This window comes from Streptomyces sp. NPDC046939, assembly GCF_040644575.1.
Classification (GTDB): domain Bacteria; phylum Actinomycetota; class Actinomycetes; order Streptomycetales; family Streptomycetaceae; genus Streptomyces.
Map to the genome: position 1 here is coordinate 110,969 of NZ_JBEYWV010000015.1, position 20,802 is coordinate 131,770.

The 20,802-nt window shown below is 72.6% G+C and carries 15 protein-coding genes; 3 read left to right on the top strand and 12 right to left on the bottom strand.

Features of this window, described 5'->3' with window-relative positions:
• Nucleotides 1-5: 5 nt before the first annotated feature.
• The 6 genes from ABZ877_RS18415 to ABZ877_RS18440 form a co-directional block, all read right to left on the bottom strand.
• Complete coding sequence (locus ABZ877_RS18415; RefSeq protein WP_361072104.1) at nt 6-992, bottom strand: nucleoside triphosphate pyrophosphohydrolase; 987 nt, start codon at nt 990-992, stop codon at nt 6-8.
• 46 nt (nt 993-1,038) lie between these two features.
• Nucleotides 1,039-1,722, bottom strand: a complete 684-nt coding sequence (locus ABZ877_RS18420; protein ID WP_361071853.1) for a SurA N-terminal domain-containing protein — start codon at nt 1,720-1,722, stop codon at nt 1,039-1,041.
• A 134-nt stretch (nt 1,723-1,856) separates the two neighbouring features.
• Nucleotides 1,857-2,711 (bottom strand): glycoside hydrolase domain-containing protein, encoded by an 855-nt coding sequence (locus tag ABZ877_RS18425; RefSeq protein ID WP_361071855.1) that lies wholly within the window; start codon nt 2,709-2,711, stop codon nt 1,857-1,859.
• A gap of 89 nt (nt 2,712-2,800) precedes the next feature.
• Entirely contained in the window at nt 2,801-4,315 is a 1,515-nt protein-coding gene (locus ABZ877_RS18430; protein WP_361072107.1) for a serine/threonine-protein kinase, read from the bottom strand.
• Nucleotides 4,316-4,356: 41 nt separating this feature from the next.
• A complete protein-coding gene (locus ABZ877_RS18435) occupies nt 4,357-4,935 on the bottom strand; it encodes a hypothetical protein (RefSeq protein ID WP_361071858.1) in 579 nt (192 codons plus the stop codon).
• A 171-nt stretch (nt 4,936-5,106) separates the two neighbouring features.
• Nucleotides 5,107-7,206, bottom strand: a complete 2,100-nt coding sequence (locus ABZ877_RS18440; RefSeq protein WP_361071860.1) for an N-6 DNA methylase — start codon at nt 7,204-7,206, stop codon at nt 5,107-5,109.
• Between the two features lie 222 nt (nt 7,207-7,428).
• On the opposite strand from ABZ877_RS18440, the gene ABZ877_RS18445 reads away from it, so the two are divergent.
• The gene (locus tag ABZ877_RS18445; protein ID WP_361071863.1) at nt 7,429-8,274 is read left to right on the top strand and encodes a DUF4190 domain-containing protein; all 846 of its coding nucleotides are present in this window, start codon (nt 7,429-7,431) and stop codon (nt 8,272-8,274) included.
• Nucleotides 8,275-8,365: 91 nt separating this feature from the next.
• Here ABZ877_RS18445 and ABZ877_RS18450 read toward each other — a convergent pair whose 3' ends face one another.
• From ABZ877_RS18450 to ABZ877_RS18470, 5 genes are all read right to left on the bottom strand, one after another.
• Nucleotides 8,366-9,130, bottom strand: a complete 765-nt coding sequence (locus ABZ877_RS18450) for an N-acetyltransferase (RefSeq protein WP_361071866.1) — start codon at nt 9,128-9,130, stop codon at nt 8,366-8,368.
• Between the two features lie 4 nt (nt 9,131-9,134).
• On the bottom strand, nt 9,135-9,824 hold the full coding sequence (locus ABZ877_RS18455; RefSeq protein WP_361072110.1) for an HNH endonuclease family protein: 690 nt from the start codon (nt 9,822-9,824) through the stop codon (nt 9,135-9,137).
• 167 nt (nt 9,825-9,991) lie between these two features.
• Nucleotides 9,992-13,537 carry a transcription-repair coupling factor gene (mfd, locus tag ABZ877_RS18460; RefSeq protein WP_361071869.1) on the bottom strand — a complete coding sequence of 1,182 codons (3,546 nt, stop codon included), beginning with the start codon at nt 13,535-13,537 and terminating at the stop codon, nt 9,992-9,994.
• A 532-nt stretch (nt 13,538-14,069) separates the two neighbouring features.
• Nucleotides 14,070-16,652, bottom strand: coding sequence for an FtsX-like permease family protein (locus ABZ877_RS18465; protein WP_361071872.1), 2,583 nt, complete (start codon nt 16,650-16,652; stop codon nt 14,070-14,072).
• The gene (locus tag ABZ877_RS18470; RefSeq protein WP_361071874.1) at nt 16,649-17,437 is read right to left on the bottom strand and encodes an ABC transporter ATP-binding protein; all 789 of its coding nucleotides are present in this window, start codon (nt 17,435-17,437) and stop codon (nt 16,649-16,651) included. The genes ABZ877_RS18465 and ABZ877_RS18470 overlap by 4 nt, the downstream gene beginning before the upstream one ends.
• Before the next feature lie 287 nt (nt 17,438-17,724).
• Between ABZ877_RS18470 and ABZ877_RS18475 the strand changes: the two genes are divergently transcribed.
• Nucleotides 17,725-18,165 carry a DUF485 domain-containing protein gene (locus ABZ877_RS18475; protein ID WP_361071877.1) on the top strand — a complete coding sequence of 147 codons (441 nt, stop codon included), beginning with the start codon at nt 17,725-17,727 and terminating at the stop codon, nt 18,163-18,165.
• 20 nt (nt 18,166-18,185) lie between these two features.
• Nucleotides 18,186-19,820, top strand: coding sequence for a cation acetate symporter (locus tag ABZ877_RS18480; RefSeq protein WP_361072113.1), 1,635 nt, complete (start codon nt 18,186-18,188; stop codon nt 19,818-19,820).
• Here ABZ877_RS18480 and ABZ877_RS18485 read toward each other — a convergent pair.
• Complete coding sequence (locus ABZ877_RS18485) at nt 19,795-20,688, bottom strand: cellulose-binding protein (RefSeq protein ID WP_361071880.1); 894 nt, start codon at nt 20,686-20,688, stop codon at nt 19,795-19,797. The genes ABZ877_RS18480 and ABZ877_RS18485 overlap by 26 nt on opposite strands.
• Between the last annotated feature and the right edge of the window lie 114 nt (nt 20,689-20,802).

The window sequence follows — 20,802 nt, forward strand, 5'->3', positions numbered from 1 at the left end:
CGCCCTTACTCCGCGAGGCCCTCCGCCGCGCGTACCGCCGTCCGGTACGCGCGGGCCGCCGCCCGTAGCGCTGTCTCGGGGTCGATGCCCTCCGCCTCTGCCCGGAGGGCGAGGGAGAGGAGTTCGTAGCCGAGGCCCGCGTCGGTCGGGAGGGGTACGTCCAGGCCCGCCGTGCGGACGCGGGAGCCGAGTTTCGCGGCCAGGGCGAGGCCGGGCTGGCCGAGCGGGACGCCGTCCGTGACGGAGGCGCGGCGCTTGGCCTCGCCCTTCTTGCGGAGCCAGATCTCCCGCACTTCCTCCGGCGTGGACGCGGTCTCGTCGCCGAATACGTGCGGGTGGCGGTGGATGAGCTTGGCGACGATGCCGCCTGCGACGTCGTCCACGGAGAAGGGCTCGTCGGGGTCCTCCTCGGCGATGCGGGCGTGGAAGACGACCTGGAGGAGGACGTCGCCGAGTTCCTCGCGCAGTTCCGCGCGGTCGTCCGTCTCGATCGCCTCGACCAGCTCGTACGCCTCCTCGATCGCGTATTTCGCCAGATCCTCGTGGGTGCGCCGGGTGGACCAGGGGCATTCGCGGCGGATGCGGTCCATGACCTGGACGAGGTCGAGGAGGCGGGCGCCGGGGAGGTCGTAGGAGCCGGGGAGGAGTTCGAGGGACGGCATCCGCTCGCGGCCGGAGCCCGCGAGGGCGGCGAGGCCGTCGGTGAGGCGGCGGTCGCCCTCGGCCGTCGTGAGGACGACGAGCGTGCGGTCGCCGTCGGTGCAGCGGTCCACGAGGTCGCGGGCGGTCAGCGGCCCGGTCACGAGCGTGACCTCGACGCCCGCCTCCTTCAGGTACGGGAGCTGCGGGTGCGCGGCGTCGGCGCAGAGCACCGCGTCGGCGCCGCGCAGCACCTCCCAGGCCGGCCAGGACAGCAGGCCGGGGGCGACCCGGTGGCTCGTGGTGAGCAGGACGAGGCGGCCCGTCGCGTCGGCGCCGGAGGAGGCGTGCATCTCTCGATCGTTCACCCCTCGAACGTAACGCAGGGAGCCGGGGTCCCTACGCGCTCTGCTGCGTCGCCGGGGGCTCCTGGCGCGTGACCTGCTTCAGCCAGGGCGTCTTCGCCTCGACGAGGCGGCTGCGCGGGGAGACCGCCCAGGCGCCGTAGCGCGGGTTCAGGTCGACGTCCAGCTCCTTCGACGCCTTGCCGATCGCCTTCCAGAACGTGGTCTGGCCCTCCTGGGTCTGCATGTCGGCGCCGAGCGCGGTGGCGAGCTTCTGCGCCTCGATCTCGGTGCGCAGGCTCTCGGTCAACCGTTTCGGCGGCACGTTGTACTGCGCGAGCCAGCCCGTCTCCAACTGCTTGGCGCCGCCCGCCCGCTGTTCCAGGCCCGCCCGCATGTCCTGCATCTCCTTGCGGGTGACGGTGACGCCCGCGTCGGTGGCGGCGCGGTGCAGCACCCGGTCGAGGACCATGGTGTGCAGTGTGTTGCGGGTGAGGCCGCCGGATTTGGCGATGGCCTGCTCGTACTCGGCGCTGTCCTTCGTGGCGGCCCGCTGGGCGTCCCGTACCTCGTTCACCCGGTTCTCGAGCTGGGCGACGGTGATGCGCTGACCGCCGACGACGGCGGCGGCGCCGGGATGCGCCTCGCTCCCGCAGGCGGTCAGGAGGGGCGCCGCGGCGACGGCGGCGGCGGACAGGACGAGCGCGGTACGACGACGGCTGCTGGTGCGGCGGTGCAAGGTGAGCCTCCCTGCGGCGAGTTTGTGCGTCGGTGCACAAAGTCCGTGATCGATGGTAGGAGGTGGCCGCTGGCTCGGCCACCTATTCGACAACGATTCGCCGCGAGTTGAGGTACTCGGGACCTGGATGGGGCTCAGCCGACGAGGGCGACCGGCGCGTCCCACGCGTTGCGGTCCACGGTGATGGTGTAGCCGCCGCGCTTCTCCTTGCTGTTGACCATGTACTGGTGGCCGCGGCTGTGGTTCGTGTAGAGCGACGTGGCCCAGGGCCAGTCGGAAGTGGTGGTGTTGACCTTGTCCCACTTCGCGTACCAGAGGTTGCCCGGCAGGTCGGTGCGGTCCTTGGCGGTGGCGATCGCGGCGGCGCTGGAGCTGCTGAACCCGTAGTAGCCGGCGCGGTAGGTCTTGCCGCGCAGCACCTTGTCGAAGGAGCGGACGTAGGTGAGCACGGCCTTGTTGCAGGCCGCGTTCGTGATGTCGTACGGCTCCATGTCGAGGTAGAGCGCGCTGCCCGCCTTCATGCCGAGCGCGGCGGCCTGGGCGACGGCGTCCTTGCCGTCGGTGGTGCCGAGGGAGGCCGCGTTGGAGGCGGTCATCTTCTCGTTCCTGGTGCCGGTCTGGCAGGGCGGCTGGGCGCCGACGTAGAGCGGGATCAGCTTCCAGCCCTGCGCGTTGACCGTCTTGACCCAGGACTTGGTGAGGTTGGGCTGGCGGCAGCCGCGGTTCTTGCCGCCGATGTAGACGGCGGCCGCGCCGTAGAAGCGGTCGGCGCGCCAGGCCTTCATGGCGGCGGCGGACGGCGCGGTGCAGGTGTCGAAGGCGCGGCCGGTGTACGTCTTCTGCGCGGGCCACGGCGTGGCGGCGGAGGCACTGGTCGCGGCGAACGCGCCGCCCGCGACGACGACCGCTCCGGCGGCGCCCCAGGCCACGTAGCGGTTGCGCTTGGAGAGCCGGTGGCTGCCCGCTCTGGAGCCCTTGGCCTTGAACATGAGAGATCCCCACCCCTGTGTGCTGTCCGACGTGCTGTCGGAGCCGGATCGCGACGACCGGCGACCACGAAAGATAACCGGTGCGCCGATCAGCCCCTGACCTGCCCCAGCCATTGCAGGGTGCGCCGCACCTCCGCCGGGAACGGGTGCCCCGGCCCGTGCAGCCGCTCCGCGTCGTGCAGGAGGCGTACGAGCGTCTCGTGCGCGGCGCCCCGGTCGCCGACGGCGAGGAGGAGCTGGCCGATGCGGCGGCGTACGTCGAGGGCGAGGCGCAGGTCGGTGGTGGCGTACTGGTTCTCGTAGTACGGCAGCAGGGAGCGGTACTCGGCGAGCGCGGCGGCCGGTTCGCCGAGCGCTTCGAGGCACTGGGCGGCCTCGTAGCGGAACTGGAGGGACTGCGGGTCGGCGTGGCCCGCCTCGGCGGCGCGCTCGTCGGCGAGGCGGCGCAGCTCGGGCAGGGCGCGGCGGTACTGGCCGTCGTCCATGAGTGTGGCGGCGTACTGCTTGCGCAGGGTGCGGACGACGGGTGAGTGCTCGCCGTGCTGGGCCGCGGCGGCGGGCAGGATCGCGCCGAGGATGTCGACGGCCTGGGTGATGCGGCCCTCGCCGAGGAGGCGTTTGACCTCGTCGACGGCGCGGGCGACGTCGGGCCGCTCGCCCTGCACGTCGGAGCCGGCGGGCTGGGGCGCGGGGGTTCGGGCCCGGTCGGGCCAGGGCGCGTGCGGGCGCAGGAACGGGCGGGTCGGGTCGAGCGGGTGTCCGGTCGGCACTCCGCGCGGGGGCAGCAGCGGGAGCAGTTCCTCGTACGTCTGCTGGGCGGAGGCGGGCCGGTGCTGGGGGTCCTTGGCGAGGAGGCGCAGGACGAGGTTCTCCAGCGCTTCGGGGACCTCGGGGCGGATGCGGCGGACCGGGACCGGGGCCTCGTAGAGGTGGCGGTGGAGGATGCCGAGGGCGGTGGTGCCCGCGAAGGGGACGTCGCCGCTGAGGAGTTCGTGGAGGAGCACGCCGAGGGCGTAGAGGTCGGTGTACGGGCCGACGGCGCCGCCCATCGCCTGCTCGGGCGCCATGTAGGCGGGGGTGCCGATGGGCGAGCCGGTGTGGGTGAGGCGGGTGGTGTCGGTGTCCATGACGGAGGCGACACCGAGGTCGAGGACGGTGATGGTGCCGTCCTTCTTCACCATGACGTTGCGCGGCTTGAGGTCGCGGTGGACGATCGGCACCGCGTGGACGGCGGAGAGCACGGCGCACAGCTGGGCGGCGACGGAGACGGCCCAGGGCCATGGGTAGGGGTCGTGCTCGGCGAGGTGGTCGCCGAGGTCGGAGCCGTCGATGTACTGCATGACGAGGTACAGGAACGAGGAGGAGTCCTCGCCCTCGGTGCCCGCGTCGTGCACGGTGACCAGGCCGGGGTGGTCGACCTGGGCGGTGACCCGGCACTCGCGCAGGAAGCGGCGGCGCAGCTCGTCGGCCTCGGCGCCCGCGACCCGGTCGGGGCGCAGGAGCTTGACGGCGACGCGGCGGTCGAGGCGCTTGTCGTACGCCGTCCAGACCTGGCCCATGCCGCCCTGGCCGATGAGGGTGGAGAGTTCGTAGCGTCCGGCGATGAGGTGGCCGCCGCTCGCCGCGGCGGCGGAGGGCGGGAAGGTCACCGGCCGCCGTCCTCCCGCCGCAGGTAGTCGCTCAGCTCGTCCAGCTCGGCGCGGACCTGGTCGATGCGGTGCGGCGGCGGGGTCTGGCTCCGCGGCGCCGGGGTGGGCGGCGTCGGCGGTACGGGGGTGGGCGCTGGGCCGGAGACCTGCGTGGGCATGGCGTGCAGCGACGGCGGGGCGGGGGGCTGCGGCTGCGCGTACGGCTGAGGCCGCGGCTGGGGCTGGGGCTGCGGGTAGCCGTACTGCTGCTGCGGGCCGGGCACGCCGTACAGGGGTGCGCCCAGGGGCTGCCGGTTCCTGTGGGCGTGGCGGATGTCGGCGATCAGGTAGTACGTGACGGAGACGGCCAGGTTGATGAGCATCAGGCCCATCCCCGCGTTCCCGTACCAGGTGGTGAACTCCTCGCCGCCCGGGTCGCTGAAGACGGCGATCCAGCAGACGAGTTGGACGGCGGCCACGCCTATGAAGACCCGCCAGTCGACCTTGCTGCGGGTGGTCAGGGCGAGCCGCAGCATGGGGACGAAGCCGAGGAAGCCGATGGTGAGCACGGCGATGGCCACGAAGAGCACGCGCATGCCGGCCTGCGCTCCGGAGGAAGGGAGCCTGGGAGGCGGGGGCGCGTAGCCGTGGCCGTGCATGACTGCTCCTGCTGGGTGCGTGCCTGCTGCGAACTGCGTACTGCCCCTGAGCGTAACGGTCACCGGGGACAACAGGGCCGGGTAGTGCGCACTCCGGTTGTCCCCGGTTCATTCCGGTTCGATCACGCCGTCGGTCAGTCCGTCGTGCAGGCCCTGGACGAGTTGTTCCCCGAGGCGGCCCGCGAGGCGCAGCGCGTCCTCGAAGGCGGCGAGGGCCTTGAACCGGGCGCCGTACCCGGCCTGTTCGCTCAGGGGCAGGCGGGGCAGGTGCAGGCGGCGCACGTCGAGCCGGGTCGCGGTGGAGGCGTAGCTGCTGGCCTGCCGGTTGTTGGCGGTGCCGCGCAGGAACCCGGCGAGGAACCACGGGTCGAGCGCGGCCGGGTCCGGGCGGAGCAGGGCGAGGCCGCGGCCGAGGGCGGCGCCCGCGGTGGCCTCGTCGACGACGCGGGCGGTGGCGCCGCCGCCGACGACCGGCACGACGACGTCCCCCGCTTCCAGGAGGACGGGTTCGCCGTCGACGGCGGCGCCGGCGTGGCTGCCGGAGGGGGCGGCGCCGGTGAGGACGTCGTGGTCGGTGAGGACGGGTACGCGCGCGTGGCCGTCGGCGGGTGCGCTCGCCGTCAGGGTGGAGGCCGAGCGCAGCGTGAGCGCGCCCGCGCGCGCGAGTTCGCCGACCGTGGTCTGCGGCCAGCGCGCGGGGGACGCGGCCGGGGTGGCGTCCTTCGGCGTGAGCCGGGTGGTCAGGCGCAGGGTCTCGGTGAGCCGCTCGCGCACGGCGGACAGTTCGGCGGCGCCGCCGCCCGTGGCCTGCGGCGGGAGGCGGCGGGCGGGCGCGAGGTCGACCTCGTCGTCGAGGAGTTCGATGACGGGCACGGAGCGGGCGAGCGCGGGCCGTTCGGCGAGGGATCCGGCCCGGTCGAAGGCGCGCCAGGCGTCGAGCACGGCGTCCCGCACGGCGGCCCAGCCCTGCTTCTCGCGCACGTCTCCGGCGGCGGCGAGGGAGGTCGTGTCGACGAGGAGCAGTTCGGGCGCGGCGGGCGGCTGGGCGGCGGGCCTGCGCAGGACCCACAGGTGCAGCGGGATGTTGTTCGGGGGGACGGCTCCGGCGGGCAGCGCGATGACGGCGCGCAGGGCGCCGCGCCGCAGCAGGTCGGCGCGGATGCGGCGGCCCGAGCGGCGGGAGGCGACGGCGGGCGGCATCAGGAGCACGGCGGTGCCGCCGTCCTTGAGGCGGGCCAGCGCGTGCTGCACCCAGGCGAGTTCGGACTCGGTGCGGGCGGGGAGGCCGTACTCCCAGCGCGGGTCGTAGGCGAGTTCGTCGTGGCCCCAGCCGCGCTCGTTGAACGGCGGGTGGGCGAGCACCACGTCGGCCCGTACGCCGCTCAGGGCGTCGTGGCGCAGGGTGTCGGCGGCGGCGGTGCGGATGACGGGGGCGGCGTCCGCGCCGCCGGGTCCGTCGAGGGCGAGGCGCAGGGCGGTCAGGGCGGCGAGTTCGGCGGAGGCGTCCTGGCCGTGGAGGCGCTGCCCGGGGCGGGCGTCGAGGGCGCGGACGGCGTGCAGCAGGGCGCCGGTGCCGCAGGCCGGGTCGAGCGCGGTCCGTGCGGGCCCGGCGAGGGCGGCCATCAGTTCGGCGGGGCCCGGCGGGGTGAGGGTGTACTGGCGCGGGTTGGCGTCGAGGTGGCGGCCGAGCAGGAACGCGAAGGCGCGGCGGGCGCCCATGTCGGCGGCGAGTTCGGCGGCGCCGCGCAGCAGGGGCGCGGACGGCCGCAGGTCGGCGGGGTCCGGTGTGGGCAGGGCGCGCTCGGTGGCGTGGCCGAAGCGCGGGGTGAGGACGCCTTCGAGGGCCGGGGACAGGAGTTCTGCCAGGGTCTGGTCGTCGTCCGTCGTGGCGAGGGCGAGCCATTCGGTGGGCCGGTCGTGCACGAGGAGGAGGACGCATCCGGCGTGCAGGAGGGCGGTGACGGGTCCGGCCGGGTGTCCGGCGAGCTGCTGCCAGACGCGTTCGCGGAGCGGGACCTCGGCGAGCTTGCCCTGGGCGCGCAGCCAGTCCTCGACCTCGGCAAGCGCGAAGGAGGGGCTGGTCTCGGTGCCGCCGACGGGTTTGGGGAAGTCGGCGTGGCGGCGCCGCCAGTTGCTGACGGCGGCCCGGCCCACGCCCGCGAGCCGGGCGATTCCCGCGGCCGTCACCTCTGTCGCGTTGTCCTGCACCGCTTCGTCTCCCCTCGTTGCGGTCGGCGTGCTCGCCTGCCGGCGGGTGCGCACTTCCGACCTTACCGACTGTCGCGTAAGAGCCCTGTTCACGCGTGTAGAGACCTGAAAACCGTGAACTTGGTTGACTCGGTTCACACGCTGTGGTGTTCTTGACGCAGCCAACCGCCGGATACACGGAAAGCCGGGGGGAGGTTGGCGTCTCTCATCACGGAGGAACCCATGTCCCAGACCCAGCAGCACCCGCAGTACCCGCCGTTCCAGCCGCCGCAGCAGCACCGGCCGGTCGCGCGGAACGGGCTGGGCACGGCGGCGCTGATCCTCGGCGTCATCGGCGCGCTGTCCGGGCTCGTCCCGATCATGTTCTGGCTGGCCGGCATCCTCGGCGTGATCGCCCTGATCCTGGGCCTCACGGGCCGGGGCAGGGCCAAGCGCGGCGAGGCGACGAACAAGGGCGTGGCGCTGACCGGCGTGATCCTCGCGCTCGTCTCCCTGGGCCTCGCGGTCTTCGGCGCGGTCACCACGTTCAAGGCGGTCGACGACGCGGTGGACGAGATCAACAAGTCGGTCCAGGACACGAAGGCCAAGGACACGAAGGCGTCCGGCGACGCCAAGGGCGACGCCAAGGACAAGGGCACGTCCGACACCGCGGAGGAGGGGAAGAAGCCGGACCCCGCCAAGGCCCTGGAGGCCGGCGACTCCGTGATCTATGACGACGACCTGACGGTGACGGTGTCCAACCCGGTGGCCTACAACCCGAGCGCGTACGCGGCGGGCCACACCAAGGGCAACCACGCCTACAAGGTCACCGTCACGGTCACCAACGACAGCAAGGCCAAGTTCGACGCGAACCTGCTCAGCACCACCGCGCGGGCCGGCAAGGACGGCGTCGAGGCCGAGCAGATCTTCGACGACAAGGTCGGCACCGGCTTCGAGGGCACGATCCTGCCCGGCAAGAAGGCCACGGTCGTCTACGGCTTCGACACCCCGGCCGCCGCGAAGGACCTCACGGTCGAGGTCACGCCGAGCTTCGAGTACAACGCCACGCAATGGGACCTGAAGCTGTAGGAACCGGTCGCCCGAGGGGGGAGACGACCGGCCCGCGAGGCTTCAGGAAAGCGGCACGCGCTGTCCACAGCGCGTGCCGCTTTCATGCGTCTTACAGCGCGTGCCGCACCCACACGTTCGGCTCCACGTACGAGGCGTGGTCGTGGGCCGGCTCGCACCGCACCGGCACCAGCGCGCCCGGCACCTCCACGTCCCCCGCCGTGTCGAAGGGCAGCCCGGTCCACGCGCGCCACTGCGCCAGCGACCCGGACACGGCCATCGAGGCGGGCGCGACCTTGTCGATGACGGCGCCCGCGCGGACGTGCACCCGCAGCCACGGATCGCCCGGCAGCCCGTCCGCCTCCCGCACCCGGTACGCGTACGCGCTCACCGGCACGGCGGGCTCCAGGTGCTTGGCGCTGGGCCGCACCGGCGCGACGACCTCACGGAAGCCCCGCCCGCGCGCGTTGTCCCGCATGGCGGCGAGCATCAGGGCGGACAGCCCCTTGCCCTGCATCGCGGGCACGATGGTGATCTCGACGGCGCTGACCGTGTCCGGCGCCCGGCCGCTCGCCAGATCGGCGAACGCCCACTGCAACACCTGGTCCCAGCCCCGGTCCGGCAACTCCCCGCGCCCCTCGACATGCAGCGCGAACGGCACGCTGAAGCCCCGGGCGACGACCTCCCCGTCCGCGTCGGTGGCGACGAGCACGTACTCGGGCAGCTCGTCGCGAATGCGGGGCATGAGCAGCACGGCGACCGGGTCCTGCACGGCGAAGACGGGCCAGTTGTCCGGCATCTCCCACAGCGCGTCGGCGAGTTCGGGCCGCTCGGCGAGCGTGGTGACGGTCAACGAGGGCGAGGGAGCGGCGTTCATGCCCTCATCGTGCATGGAACCGCGACGGCGCCGCAGTCGGATTTCCACCCGTCGGGAGCTTCTGGTCCGGGCACGTGCCGAGCACCTTCTTCATGGCGGCGCGCTCGGCGGCGGTCACCCACACCCCGTACTTCTTCTTCACCGCGACCTGCCCGGCGACGTACGTGCACCGGAAAGCCTTGTTGGGCGGCAGCCAGGTCGCCGTGTCGCCGTCGCCCTTGCTGCGGTTGGGGGTCGCGTCGACGGCGAGCAGGTTCAGCGGGTCGTTGGCGAACGCGATGCGCTTGCTCGGCTCCCACCGGAAGGCGCCCTTCTGCCAGGCGTCGGAGAGGGCCACGAGGTGGTCGATGTCGACCTTGCTGGCGCCACGCGTGAAGGTGATGTCCTTGCCGCCGTACGGATCGGGGGCGAGCCGCCCGGAGACGACCTTGCACGTGCCGTCCGAGAACCGCACGGACTCCAGGTCCCGCTTGAGGATGTCGTCGCGGGTGCCGCAGCCGTTGGAGTCGGTGTCGGCCCAGGCGGTGCCGAACCGTTCCCGCGCATACCCCGTCTTGGGCGCACGCCCCTTGACCGTGAGGTCGTCGACGGCGGCGAGCGCGCTGCCCGCCCTGCCCTGCTCCTGCGGCTCGGGCCCGGCCCCGCCGGCCCGGTCCACCTCGGCCTTGCACCCGGTGACGGCGACGGCGGCCATCAGTACGGCGGCCGCTCCCCGCCCAGCGCCTCGCAGCACGGCACTACCTCCCCTTTTGCTCGTGTACGGCCCCGCTCACCGTACCCGAGCAAGATCACACACAGCACCGGGCCCGGTCCACGGGTCGCTTACCCCCTGCGGACCGGGCGATGCCGGGCGCCCCGGGACTACGAACCCAGGATCGAGGCGAGGAACTCGCCCGCCCAGGCCAGGAGTTCACGCCCCATCAGCGGCTTGCCGCCGACCTTCGCCGTCTTCGGACGCGGTACGAGGACCTGGTGCGTGGCCGCCTTGATCACCGTGCCGGGGTAGAGCCGCTTGAGGCGCAGCTCCTGCGACTCCCGCAGCTCCACCGGGGCGAAGCGGATGTTGTTGCCCTGGAGGACGATCTCGCCGACGCCGCACGCGCGCGCGAGCATCCGCAGCCCCGCGACGAGGAGCAGGTTCTCGACCGGCTCGGGCAGCTTGCCGTAGCGGTCGGTCAGCTCCTCGCGCACCGCCTTGACGTCCTCCTCCGTGTTGGCGGAGGCGATGGAACGGTACGCCTGGAGGCGCAGGCGCTCGCCGGGCGCGTAGTCGTGCGGGACGTGCGCGTCGACGGGCAGCTCGATCTTGACCTCAAGGGGCGGCTCCTCCTCGACACCACCCTCAAGGGAGGCTCGGTAGTCGGCCACGGCCTCGCCGACCATCCGCACATACAGGTCGAAGCCGACGCCCGCGATGTGGCCCGACTGCTCGCCGCCGAGGAGGTTGCCCGCGCCTCGGATCTCCAGGTCCTTCATGGCGACGTACATGCCCGCGCCCATCTCCGTGTGCTGGGCGATGGTCGCGAGCCGCTCGTGCGCGGTCTCCGTCAGCGGCTTCTCCGGCGGATACAGGAAGTAGGCGTACCCGCGCTCGCGGCCACGGCCGACACGACCGCGCAACTGGTGCAGCTGCGACAGGCCGAAGTTGTCGCCGCGCTCCACGATGAGGGTGTTGGCGTTGGAGATGTCGATGCCGGACTCGACGATCGTCGTGGAGACGAGCACGTCGAACCGCTTCTCCCAGAAGTCCACCACGACCTGTTCGAGGGCCTGCTCGGACATCTGGCCGTGGGCCGTCGCGATCCGCGCCTCGGGGACGATGGCGCGCAGCCGGGCCGCCGCGCGGTCGATGGACTCGACGCGGTTGTGGATGTAGAAGACCTGGCCCTCCCGCAGCAGCTCGCGCCGGACGGCGGCGCCGATCTGCTTCTCCTCGTAGGGGCCGACGAAGGTGAGGACCGGGTGGCGCTCCTCGGGCGGCGTGGTGATCGTCGACATCTCGCGGATGCCGGTGACGGCCATTTCGAGCGTACGGGGGATGGGCGTGGCCGACATGGTCAGTACGTCCACATTCGCCCGCAGCTTCTTCAGCTGCTCCTTGTGCTCGACGCCGAAGCGCTGCTCCTCGTCGACGATGACCAGGCCCAGGTCCTTGAACTTGGTCTCCGAGGAGAACAGGCGGTGCGTGCCGATGACGACGTCCACCGAGCCGTCCCGCAGCCCTTCGAGCGTCGCCTTCGACTCGGCCTCCGTCTGGAAGCGGCTGAGCGCCTTCACGCTGACCGGGAACTGGGCGTACCGCTCGCTGAACGTGCCGAAGTGCTGCTGCACGAGCAGCGTCGTCGGCACGAGCACCGCGACCTGCTTGCCGTCCTGGACCGCCTTGAACGCGGCGCGCACCGCGATCTCCGTCTTGCCGTAGCCCACGTCGCCGCAGATCAGCCGGTCCATCGGGACCGTCTTCTCCATGTCCTCCTTGACCTCGGCGATCGTGGTGAGCTGGTCGGGCGTCTCGATGTACGGGAACGCGTCCTCCAGCTCGCGCTGCCACGGCGTGTCCGGCCCGAAGGCGTGACCGGGGGCGGCCATGCGCGCGCTGTACAGCTTGATCAGGTCGGCGGCGATCTCCTTGACGGCCTTCTTGGCGCGCGCCTTCGTCTTCGTCCAGTCGGCGCCGCCGAGCCGGTGCAGCGTCGGGGCCTCGCCGCCGACGTACTTGGTGATCTGCTCCAGCTGGTCGGTGGGGATGTAGAGGCGGTCGCCGGGCTGGCCGCGCTTGGCGGGCGCGTACTCGACCACGAGGTACTCGCGGGTCGCGCCCTGCACCGTGCGCTGCACCATCTCGATGTAGCGGCCGACGCCGTGCTGCTCGTGGACGATGTAGTCGCCGGATTCGAGGGTGAGCGGGTCGATGGTCTTGCGGCGCCGGGCGGGCATCCGCTGGCCGTCCTTGCCGGCGGCCTTCTGGCCGGTCAGGTCGGTCTCGGTGAGGACGGCGAGCTTCAGACCGGGGTGGACGAAGCCGACGTCGAGGCAGCCGCAGGAGACCTGCACGACGGAGGGGGCGAGGCTGTCCAGCTCCTTGTCGAGGCGGGCCGCGATGCCTTCGCCGCCGAGCACCTCGACCGTACGGGCGGCGGGGCCGTGCCCCTCGGTGACGTAGACGGTGCGCCAGCCGTCGGCCAGCCAGCCCTTGGTGTCGGCCAGGGCCTTCGCGGTGTCGCCGCGGTAGGTGTCGGGGGCGTGCATGCCGAGGCGGAGGGTGTCGGCGTCTCCATCGAGGGAGGCGTCGGGGTCGTCGGCGGCGAAGGGCGAGACGGACCACCACATCATGCCCAGCTCACGGGCCCGGTCCCGGACGTCCGCGATGCCCCACAGGGAGGCCGCGCCCACGTCGATCGGGGCCTCGCCGCCCGTCGCCGACGCCGCCCAGGACGCCTGGAGGAACTCCTGCGAGGTGGCGACGAGGTCGGCGGCGCGGGTGCGCACCCGCTCGGGGTCGCAGACCAGGGTCATCGCGCCCTTGGGCAGCACGTCGAGGAGCAGCTCCATGTCGTCGACGAGGACGGGGGCGAGGGACTCCATGCCCTCGACGGCGATCCCCTCGGCGATCTTCCCGAGCAGCTCGCCCAGCTCCGGATGCTGTTCGGCCAGCTCGGCGGCGCGCGCCCGTACGTCATCGGTGAGCAGCAGCTCGCGGCAGGGCGGCGCCCACAACCCGTGCTCGGCGATCTCCAGGGACCGCTGGTCGGCGACCTTGAAGTACCGGATCTCCTCGACGTCGTCGCCCCAGAACTCCACGCGCAGCGGGTGTTCCTCGGTCGGCGGGAAGACGTCGAGGATGCCGCCGCGCACCGCGAACTCGCCGCGCTTCTCGACCAGTTCCACGCGGGCGTACGCGGCTGCGGCCAGGGCTTCGACGATCTCGTTGAGGTCGGCGCTCTGTCCGGTCCGCAGGGAGACGGGCTCCAGGTCCCCGAGCCCCTTCACCTGCGGCTGGAGCACGGACCGCACGGGGGCGACGACCACCGACACCGGGCCGGTCTCCGGGTCGTCGGTGCTCGGGTGGGCGAGGCGGCGCAGCACGGCGAGGCGGCGTCCGACGGTGTCCGAGCGCGGGGAGAGGCGTTCGTGCGGCAGCGTCTCCCAGGACGGGAACTCCACGACCTCGTTCTCGGGGAGCAGCGAGCGCAGCGCGGCGGCCAGGTCCTCGGCCTCGCGGCCCGTCGCGGTGACGGCCAGGACCGTGCGCCTGGCCTCCCGGGCGAGGGCGGCCACGGTGAACGGGCGGGACGCGGGCGGGCCCACGAGGTCGATGTGCATCCGGTTGCCGTCGCCGGCGGCCTTCACCGCTTCGGTGAGGGCCGCGTCCTTGACGACGGCGTCGAGAAGTCCGTACAGGCTCATGGGTGGGGGCTCGGCCTTTCCCGTCCGGGGGTCCTTAAGCAACGCAAGAGGCCCGACACGTCGAACGGGCCGGGGGTTCCAGGGTACGTCGCGCCCGGGGCTGTCGCCCGATCGAGGGACGGTACGCGGGGGCTCCGCCCTTGGGCCGGGCGTGCGGGGACGTCACCGTAACGGGTGACGGGGTGGCGATGGCGCCGCTTGTCGGCGCCACCGGGGTTGCCGCATCGATACGTGCGACGCCGTCGTGGCTGGTCGCGCAGTTCCCCGCGCCCCTGAAGCATGCGGCTCCGCCGCAGCTCCAGCGACGCTGAGATGCCGCACGCAGTGCGCATCTCAGGGGCGCGGGGAACGGCGCGAGCAACCACGACGAGACCCGCACCCGAAGAACCGGAGGGGTCGCGCACGCAGTGCGCATCCCAGGGGCGCGGGGAACTGCGCGACCAGCCACAACGAAAGCCGCACCCGAACGCAGCGCACGCATAAGAAGACCCCGGGACCAACAGCCCCGGGGTCTTCCGCTCAGCCGGCGGAGCTAATCCGTCGCGATGGCGTTGAGCACGTTCATCCGGCCCGCCCGGAACGCCGGTACCAGCGCCGCGAACAGCCCCACGAACGCCGACCCCACGAAGACCGCGATGATCGTCGGCCAGGGGATCTCCAGGACGCCGAGGCCCTCCAGGGCGAGGAGCTTCTGGGCGGTGGCGCCCCAGCCCATGCCCAGGCCGAGGCCGAGCAGCGCGCCGAAGAGGGCGATGACGACCGACTCCAGGCGGATCATGCGGCGCAGCTGCCGGCGGGAGAGGCCGATGGCCCGCATGAGGCCGATCTCCCGGGTCCGCTCGACCACCGAGAGGGCCAGGGTGTTCACGACACCGAGCACCGCCACGATGATCGCCAGCGCGAGCAGACCGTAGATCATGTTCAGGAGCTGGCCGATCTGGTCCTTCAGGGACTCCTTGTAGTCGGTCTGGTCCTTGACCTTGACGGTCGGGTCGGCGGCGACGGACTTCTTGAGCGCCGCGTACGCCTGCTCGGCCTTGCCGTCGGCGGCCTTGGCGAACATCATCCCGTTGAGCGGCACCCGGTCCGCCGGAAGGTACTTCGTGGCGGTGGCGATGTTGGTGTACATCGCGCCCTTGTCGAAGACGGTGTCGTCGGAGGTGATCGCGGCGACCTTGAGCTTCGTGGTGCGGCCGTGCTCGAAGGCGACGGTCAGGGCGTCGCCCACCTTGACGCCGTTCTTCTTGGCGAACTCGGAGCCGACCGACATGGCGTTCGCGCCGTAGGCCGCCGCGAGCTTCCCGGAGGTCGCCTCGCGCCGCAGGTCCTGCGCGTAGGACGGGCTGGCCGCGACCAGCTCCTCCTTCTCCTTCTTGCCGGACGGGGTGGTGAGCGTCGTCTTGACGTACTTGACCTCGGTGACGTGGGAGACGACACCGGATCCGGCGGCCTTCTTCAGGGACGCGGCGGCCTGCGGCGTGATCGTCCCGTTGCTGGGTTCGACGATGAAGTCCGCGCCGACCGACTTGTCGAGCTGGTCGGTGGCCGAGGCGACCATCGAGGAGCCGACGACGGAGAGGCAGGCGACGAGCGCGAGCCCGATCATCAGCGCGGCTCCGGTGGCCCCGGTGCGGCGCGGGTTGCGCAGCGCGTTCCGCTCGGCCATCCGACCGACCGGGCCGAAGAAGCGGAGCAGGACGGCGCTGATGACGCGGACGACGAGACCCGCGAGGACCGGGCCGACGACGACGAAGCCGATGAGCGAGGCGACGATGCCGAGGCCGAGCCACGAGGCGCCCTGGCTCGCCTTGTCGGCCTGCGTGGCGAGGTAGAGCGCGAAGCCGCCGCCCGCGGTGAGGACGGTGCCGAGGACGGCGCGTACGACACCGGCCTTGACGTCGGCCGGGGTGCCCGCGTCGCGCAGGGCGGCCATCGGGGAGACCTTGCCGGCCCGGCGTGCGGGCAGGTAGGCGGCGAGGACGGTGACGACGATGCCGAGGAGGAGGCCGATCGCCGGGGTCGTCCACTTGACGGTGAGGTCGTCGGTGGACAGGTCCATGCCCGCCGCCGACATCAGCTTCATCAGGCCGATGGCGAGGCCGACGCCCGCGCCGACCCCGATCACCGAGCCGACGACGCCGAGCAGCAGCGCCTCGACGAGCACCGAGCGGTTGACCTGCTTGCGGGAGGAGCCGATGGCCCGCATGAGGCCGATCTCGCGGGTGCGCTGGGCGACGAGCATCGAGAACGTGTTGATGATCAGGAAGATGCCGACGAGGAACGCGATCCCGGCGAAGCCGAGCAGCGCGTACTTGATGACGTCCATGAAGGAGGAGACGTCGGCGGCGTTGGCGTCCGCGGCCTCCTTCTGCGTCTGGATCTTGTACGGTCCGTCGAGCGCGGCGGCGACGTTCGCCTTGAGCTGGGTGTTGCTGACGCCGGGCTCGGCGACGAGGTTGATCGCGGTGAACCGGCCCGTGGCGCCGATGAGTTCGCGCTGGGAGGTGGCGGTGTCGAAGTAGACGACGGTCGCGCCCGGGTTGGTGACCTTGAAGTCGGCGATGCCGACGATCTTCGCCTTGATGTCACCGGTGGCGGTGATGGTGCGCAGTTCGTCGCCGAGCTTGAGGTGGTGCTTGTCGGCCGCGTCCGAGTCGATCATGGTCTCGGTCGGGCCGCGCGGGGCGTGCCCGGAGGTGATCTCCATGGAGCGGAGGTCGTTCCTGGTCCAGTTGCCCGCGATGGTGGGCGCGCCGGTCTCGGACCCCATGTTCTTGTTGTGGGAGTCGACGACCGTCACGTTCATCGAACTGATCGCGCCCTCGGCCGACTTGACGCCGTCGACCTTGCTGACGGCGGCGATCGTGGAGGCGGGCAGCGACTCGGGCCGGCCGGTCGCGGACCCCTCGGTCTCGGCGTCCTTCGGGCTGACGGTGATGTCGGCCGCGGTCGCCGTGAAGATCTTGTCGAAGGTCTTGTCCATCGTGTCCGTGAACACGAGCGTCCCGCAGACGAACGCCACCGACAGGAGCACGGCGACGGCGGAAAGGGCCATGCGGCCCTTGTGCGCGACGAAGTTGCGCAGCGAGGTCTTCAGCACGGTGTTGGCGCTCATGACGTACGTCCCCGGGCGTCGAAGTCCTTCATCCGGTCCAGGACCGCCTCGGCCGTCGGGCGGTGCATCTCGTCGACGATGCGGCCGTCGGCGAGGTACAGGACGCGGTCGGCGTAGGAGGCGGCGACGGGGTCGTGGGTGACCATGACGATGGTCTGGCCCAGCTCGTCCACGGAGCGGCGCAGGAAGCCGAGGACCTCGGAGCCGGCCCGGGAGTCCAGGTTGCCGGTGGGCTCGTCGCCGAAGATGATCTCGGGCCGGGCGGCGAGCGCGCGGGCCACGGCGACGCGCTGCTGCTGCCCGCCGGAGAGCTGGGTGGGCCGGTGCTTGAGCCGCCCGGCGAGCCCGACGGTCTCCACGACGCGGTCCAGCCACTGCCGGTCGGGCTTGCGGCCCGCGATGTCCATGGGGAGGGTGATGTTCTCCAGGGCGTTCAGGGTCGGCAGCAGGTTGAACGCCTGGAAGATGAAGCCGATCCGGTCGCGGCGCAGTTGGGTCAGCCGCTTGTCCTTGAGCCGGGTGATCTCGGTCTCGTCCAGGTAGATCTGGCCGGAGGTCACGGTGTCGAGCCCGGCCAGGCAGTGCATGAGCGTCGACTTGCCGGACCCCGAGGGGCCCATGATCGCGGTGAACTGCCCGCGGGCGATGTCGACGTCGACGTGGTCGAGCGCGACGACGCGGGTCTCCCCCGCCCCGTACGCCTTCACGACCTGCCGCGCCCGCGCGGCAACGGCCGTACGCTCTCCAGTGCCCCCGGTCCTGGGAATGGTCACAGCCGATGTCACGGTGTTCTCCTATGTCGGTGGCCGCAGCGGTGTCTGCGGTACGCCCAAGTCTGGTGACGCGGGGCCCCGGGCGCGCTGGTGGAAGTCACCGTCTTTCCCGGGGGAAAACCCCACCCCCCGACGGTAGGAAGAACCCCCGGCCCGCCTCGTCCTCCGGGGGGACGACCGGTCCCCGGTCCGTTGTACGGAGGGCCCCCTAGGGGAGCCGCACCCTTCGGCGGACCCCGTCTCAGGGTCGTCTCCACCCGGCCGCTCCACCCGCCCGCCCAACATTCCGACCGATCGGTATGCGCGCCCCCTCCCCAACCCCTCTACGCGCTAGTAGCGTTCCGCCTTCCCCCGCACGGCTCCGGCCACGCAAGGAGAACGGGATGCCGCACCACGCCCATGCCCATCGCGCCCCGGCCCACCGCCTGCCGCGCCACCCGGACCTGCCCCCGCCGGGCGGCCCGAGCCACGACCTCGTGGCGCTGCGCACCGCCTACCGCCGCCAGCGCCGCGTCGCCACGCTCACCGCGCTGGGCTACTTCACGCTGTTCCTGCTGCTCTCCGCGTACGCCCCGGCGCTGATGAACCGCGCCGTCACCGGCGGCCTCTCCTCCGGCCTGCTCATCGGCCTGTGCCAGTTCCCGGTGATGTGCGTGGCGCTGTTCCTGTACGAGTACACGGCCCGGCGGCGCGTGGACCCGCTCGCCCACCGGCTGCGCCGGCAGGGCAGGCGCGCGTGAACGGGTCCTCCGCGGAGTCCATGTCCCTCGTCGCGTTCACGGCGGCCGCCACGGTCACCCTCCTGCTCTGCATCGTGACCGGGCCCGACCGGGACGACCTGGAGGAGTTCTACACGGGCTTCGGCCGCCTCTCCCCGATGGGCAACGGCCTCGCGGTGGCCGGTGACTACATCTCGGCGGCGACCGTCCTCGGCACCGGCGGCATCATCGCCCTGATGGGGTACGACGGCGTCGTCCTCGCCCTCAGTACGGGGCTCAGCCTGATGCTGCTGATGTTCCTGCTGGCCGAACCGCTGCGCAACGCGGGCCGCTTCACCATGGGCGACGCGCTGGCCCGCCGCATGCCCGGCCGCGCGGTGCGCGTCGCCGCCTGCGCCACCACCCTCACCGCGCTGCTCCCGCTCATGCTCGTCCAACTGGCGGGCACCGGCGACCTCCTCGCGTTCCTGCTCGGCTTCACCAGCCAGGGGTTCAAGACCGGCTGCGTCGTCGCCCTCGGCGCGCTGATGATCAGCTACGCGGCGATCGGCGGCATGAAGGGCACGGCCGTCATCCAGATCGTGAAGATGGTGATGCTGCTCGGCTCCGGCGCCGTCGTCGCGGGCCTCATCCTGCACCGCTTCGACTGGAACCCCGGCCTGCTCCTCGCGGAGGCCGCGCACCGCAGCGACGCGGGCAGCGCCTATCTGATGTCGGGCCTGGAGTTCCGGGACGGCCCCCTGCCCCGTACGGACATGATCAGCTCCCAGCTCACCGTGGTGCTCGGCGCGGCCTGCCTGCCGCACGTCACGATGCGCATGTACACGGCCCGGCACGCGCGCGAGGTACGGCGCTCCATGACGTGGGCGGTGTCGTCGGTGGGCGTCTTCGCGCTGATCGTCTCCGTCGTCGGCGTCGGCGCGACGGCGCTGCTCGGCCGCTCGACGATCATGGCGGCGCATCCGCAGGGCAACACGGCGTACCTGCTCGGCGCGCGGGCCGCGTTCGGCCCGACGCTGTCCACGACGGAGGCGCTGCTGTTCACGACCGTCACCACGGCCCTGTTCCTGACGCTGCTCGCCTCGGTCGCGGGCATGATCCTGGCCTGCGCGAACTCCCTCGCCCACGACGTCCTCGCGTACGGCAGACGGCAGTCGGGCGAGAGGGCCGAGCTGCGCACGGTGCGGATCACGGCGCTCGCGGTCGGCGCGCCCGCGATCCTCCTGGCCACGCTCGTCCAGCACCGCAACCTGCAACCGCTGGTCACGCTCTCCTTCTCGCTGGGCGCCTCCGCGCTCGCCCCCGCCCTCGTCTACAGCCTCTTCTGGCGCCGCTACACACGCGCGGGCCTGATGTGGACGCTGCTCGGCGGGGCGGTGGCCTGCCTGACCCTGATGACCGGCACCAATCTGGTCTCGGGCGCCCCGGGCGCGGCCTTCCCCGACCGGGACTTCAACTGGTTCCCGTTCACGACGACCGGGCTCGTCTCCGTCCCCCTCGGCTTCCTCCTCGGCTGGCTCGGCACGGTCCTCACCCCGGCCCGCAGCGCGGCCGAGCAGCGACGGCGGTACGAGGCGGTCGAGGAGTGGATCCTCGCCGGAGCCGCGGCCAGGCGCACCCCCGCCCCCGACACCCGGGGAGGGGGGCTCGCTACTCCGCCACCGCCCGCCCGGTGAGCGTCGCCAGCGAGCTGCGTACGTGGTCCATGTGGGCCCGTACCTCGTCGCAGGCCTCCTCGTGCTCGCGCAGTATCCGCTCCGTCTCCCGGGCCACGGACTCCGCGCGGGCCCGCGCCCGCGCCAGCACCTCCGCGGCGGCGGCCTCCGCGTCCTCCTGCCGGTGCCGGGCCGCCTCGCCCGCCTCCGCGTACGCCCGCTTCACCGCGGCGAGCCGCTCCTCGGCCTCCGCGAGGGCCGCCGTCTCCCGCGCGTCCGCCGCCGCCGTCCACCCGGCGATCTCGCGCTCCAGCGCCTCGGCCCTCTCGGCGTGCTCCTCGGCCTGCTCGGCGAGCGCGGCCTCGCCCTCCCGGCGCACCTCGCGCACCAGGGCGAGCGCCTCGCCGCGCACCTCTTTCACGTCGCGGCGCGCGGCGACCCTGATCTCGTCGGCCCGGGCCCGCGCCTCCCGCTCCCGGCGCTCCGCCCACTCCTCGGCCGCGCCGAGCACCTCGTCGGCGTGGGCGCGGGCGGCGTCCCGCGTCGCGCGGCCCGCCTCCGCGGCGGCCTCGGCCATCGCGTTGGCCGCCTCGTGCGCCTCCTGCCGGACGGCGACGGCCTCCTCCTCGGCCAGCTCCAGGAGGTACTGCGCGCGCCTGCCGAGCGTCTCGTAGGTCTGCGGGGCGAGATGCGCGACGACCTCGCGCAGCCGCTCGGCCTCCGCCTCCATCTCCTTGGCGAGGACGGTCAGGCGCGCGGCCCGCTCCCACGCGGCGTCACGGTCCCCGGACAGTTCGGCGGCGACGGCCTCCACCTGTTCGGGTCGGTATCCACGGCCCCGTACGACGACGAAACCGTACGGCGACGACGACGCTCCTGCACCGCTCATCTCGATCCCTTCTGCGCGATCCACGTGTTCCACGCGACCGGCGCACATCCTGATGGATCCGGCGCGGGCGCCGATACCGCGACACACGACGCACACACGTCACAGGCGACACAT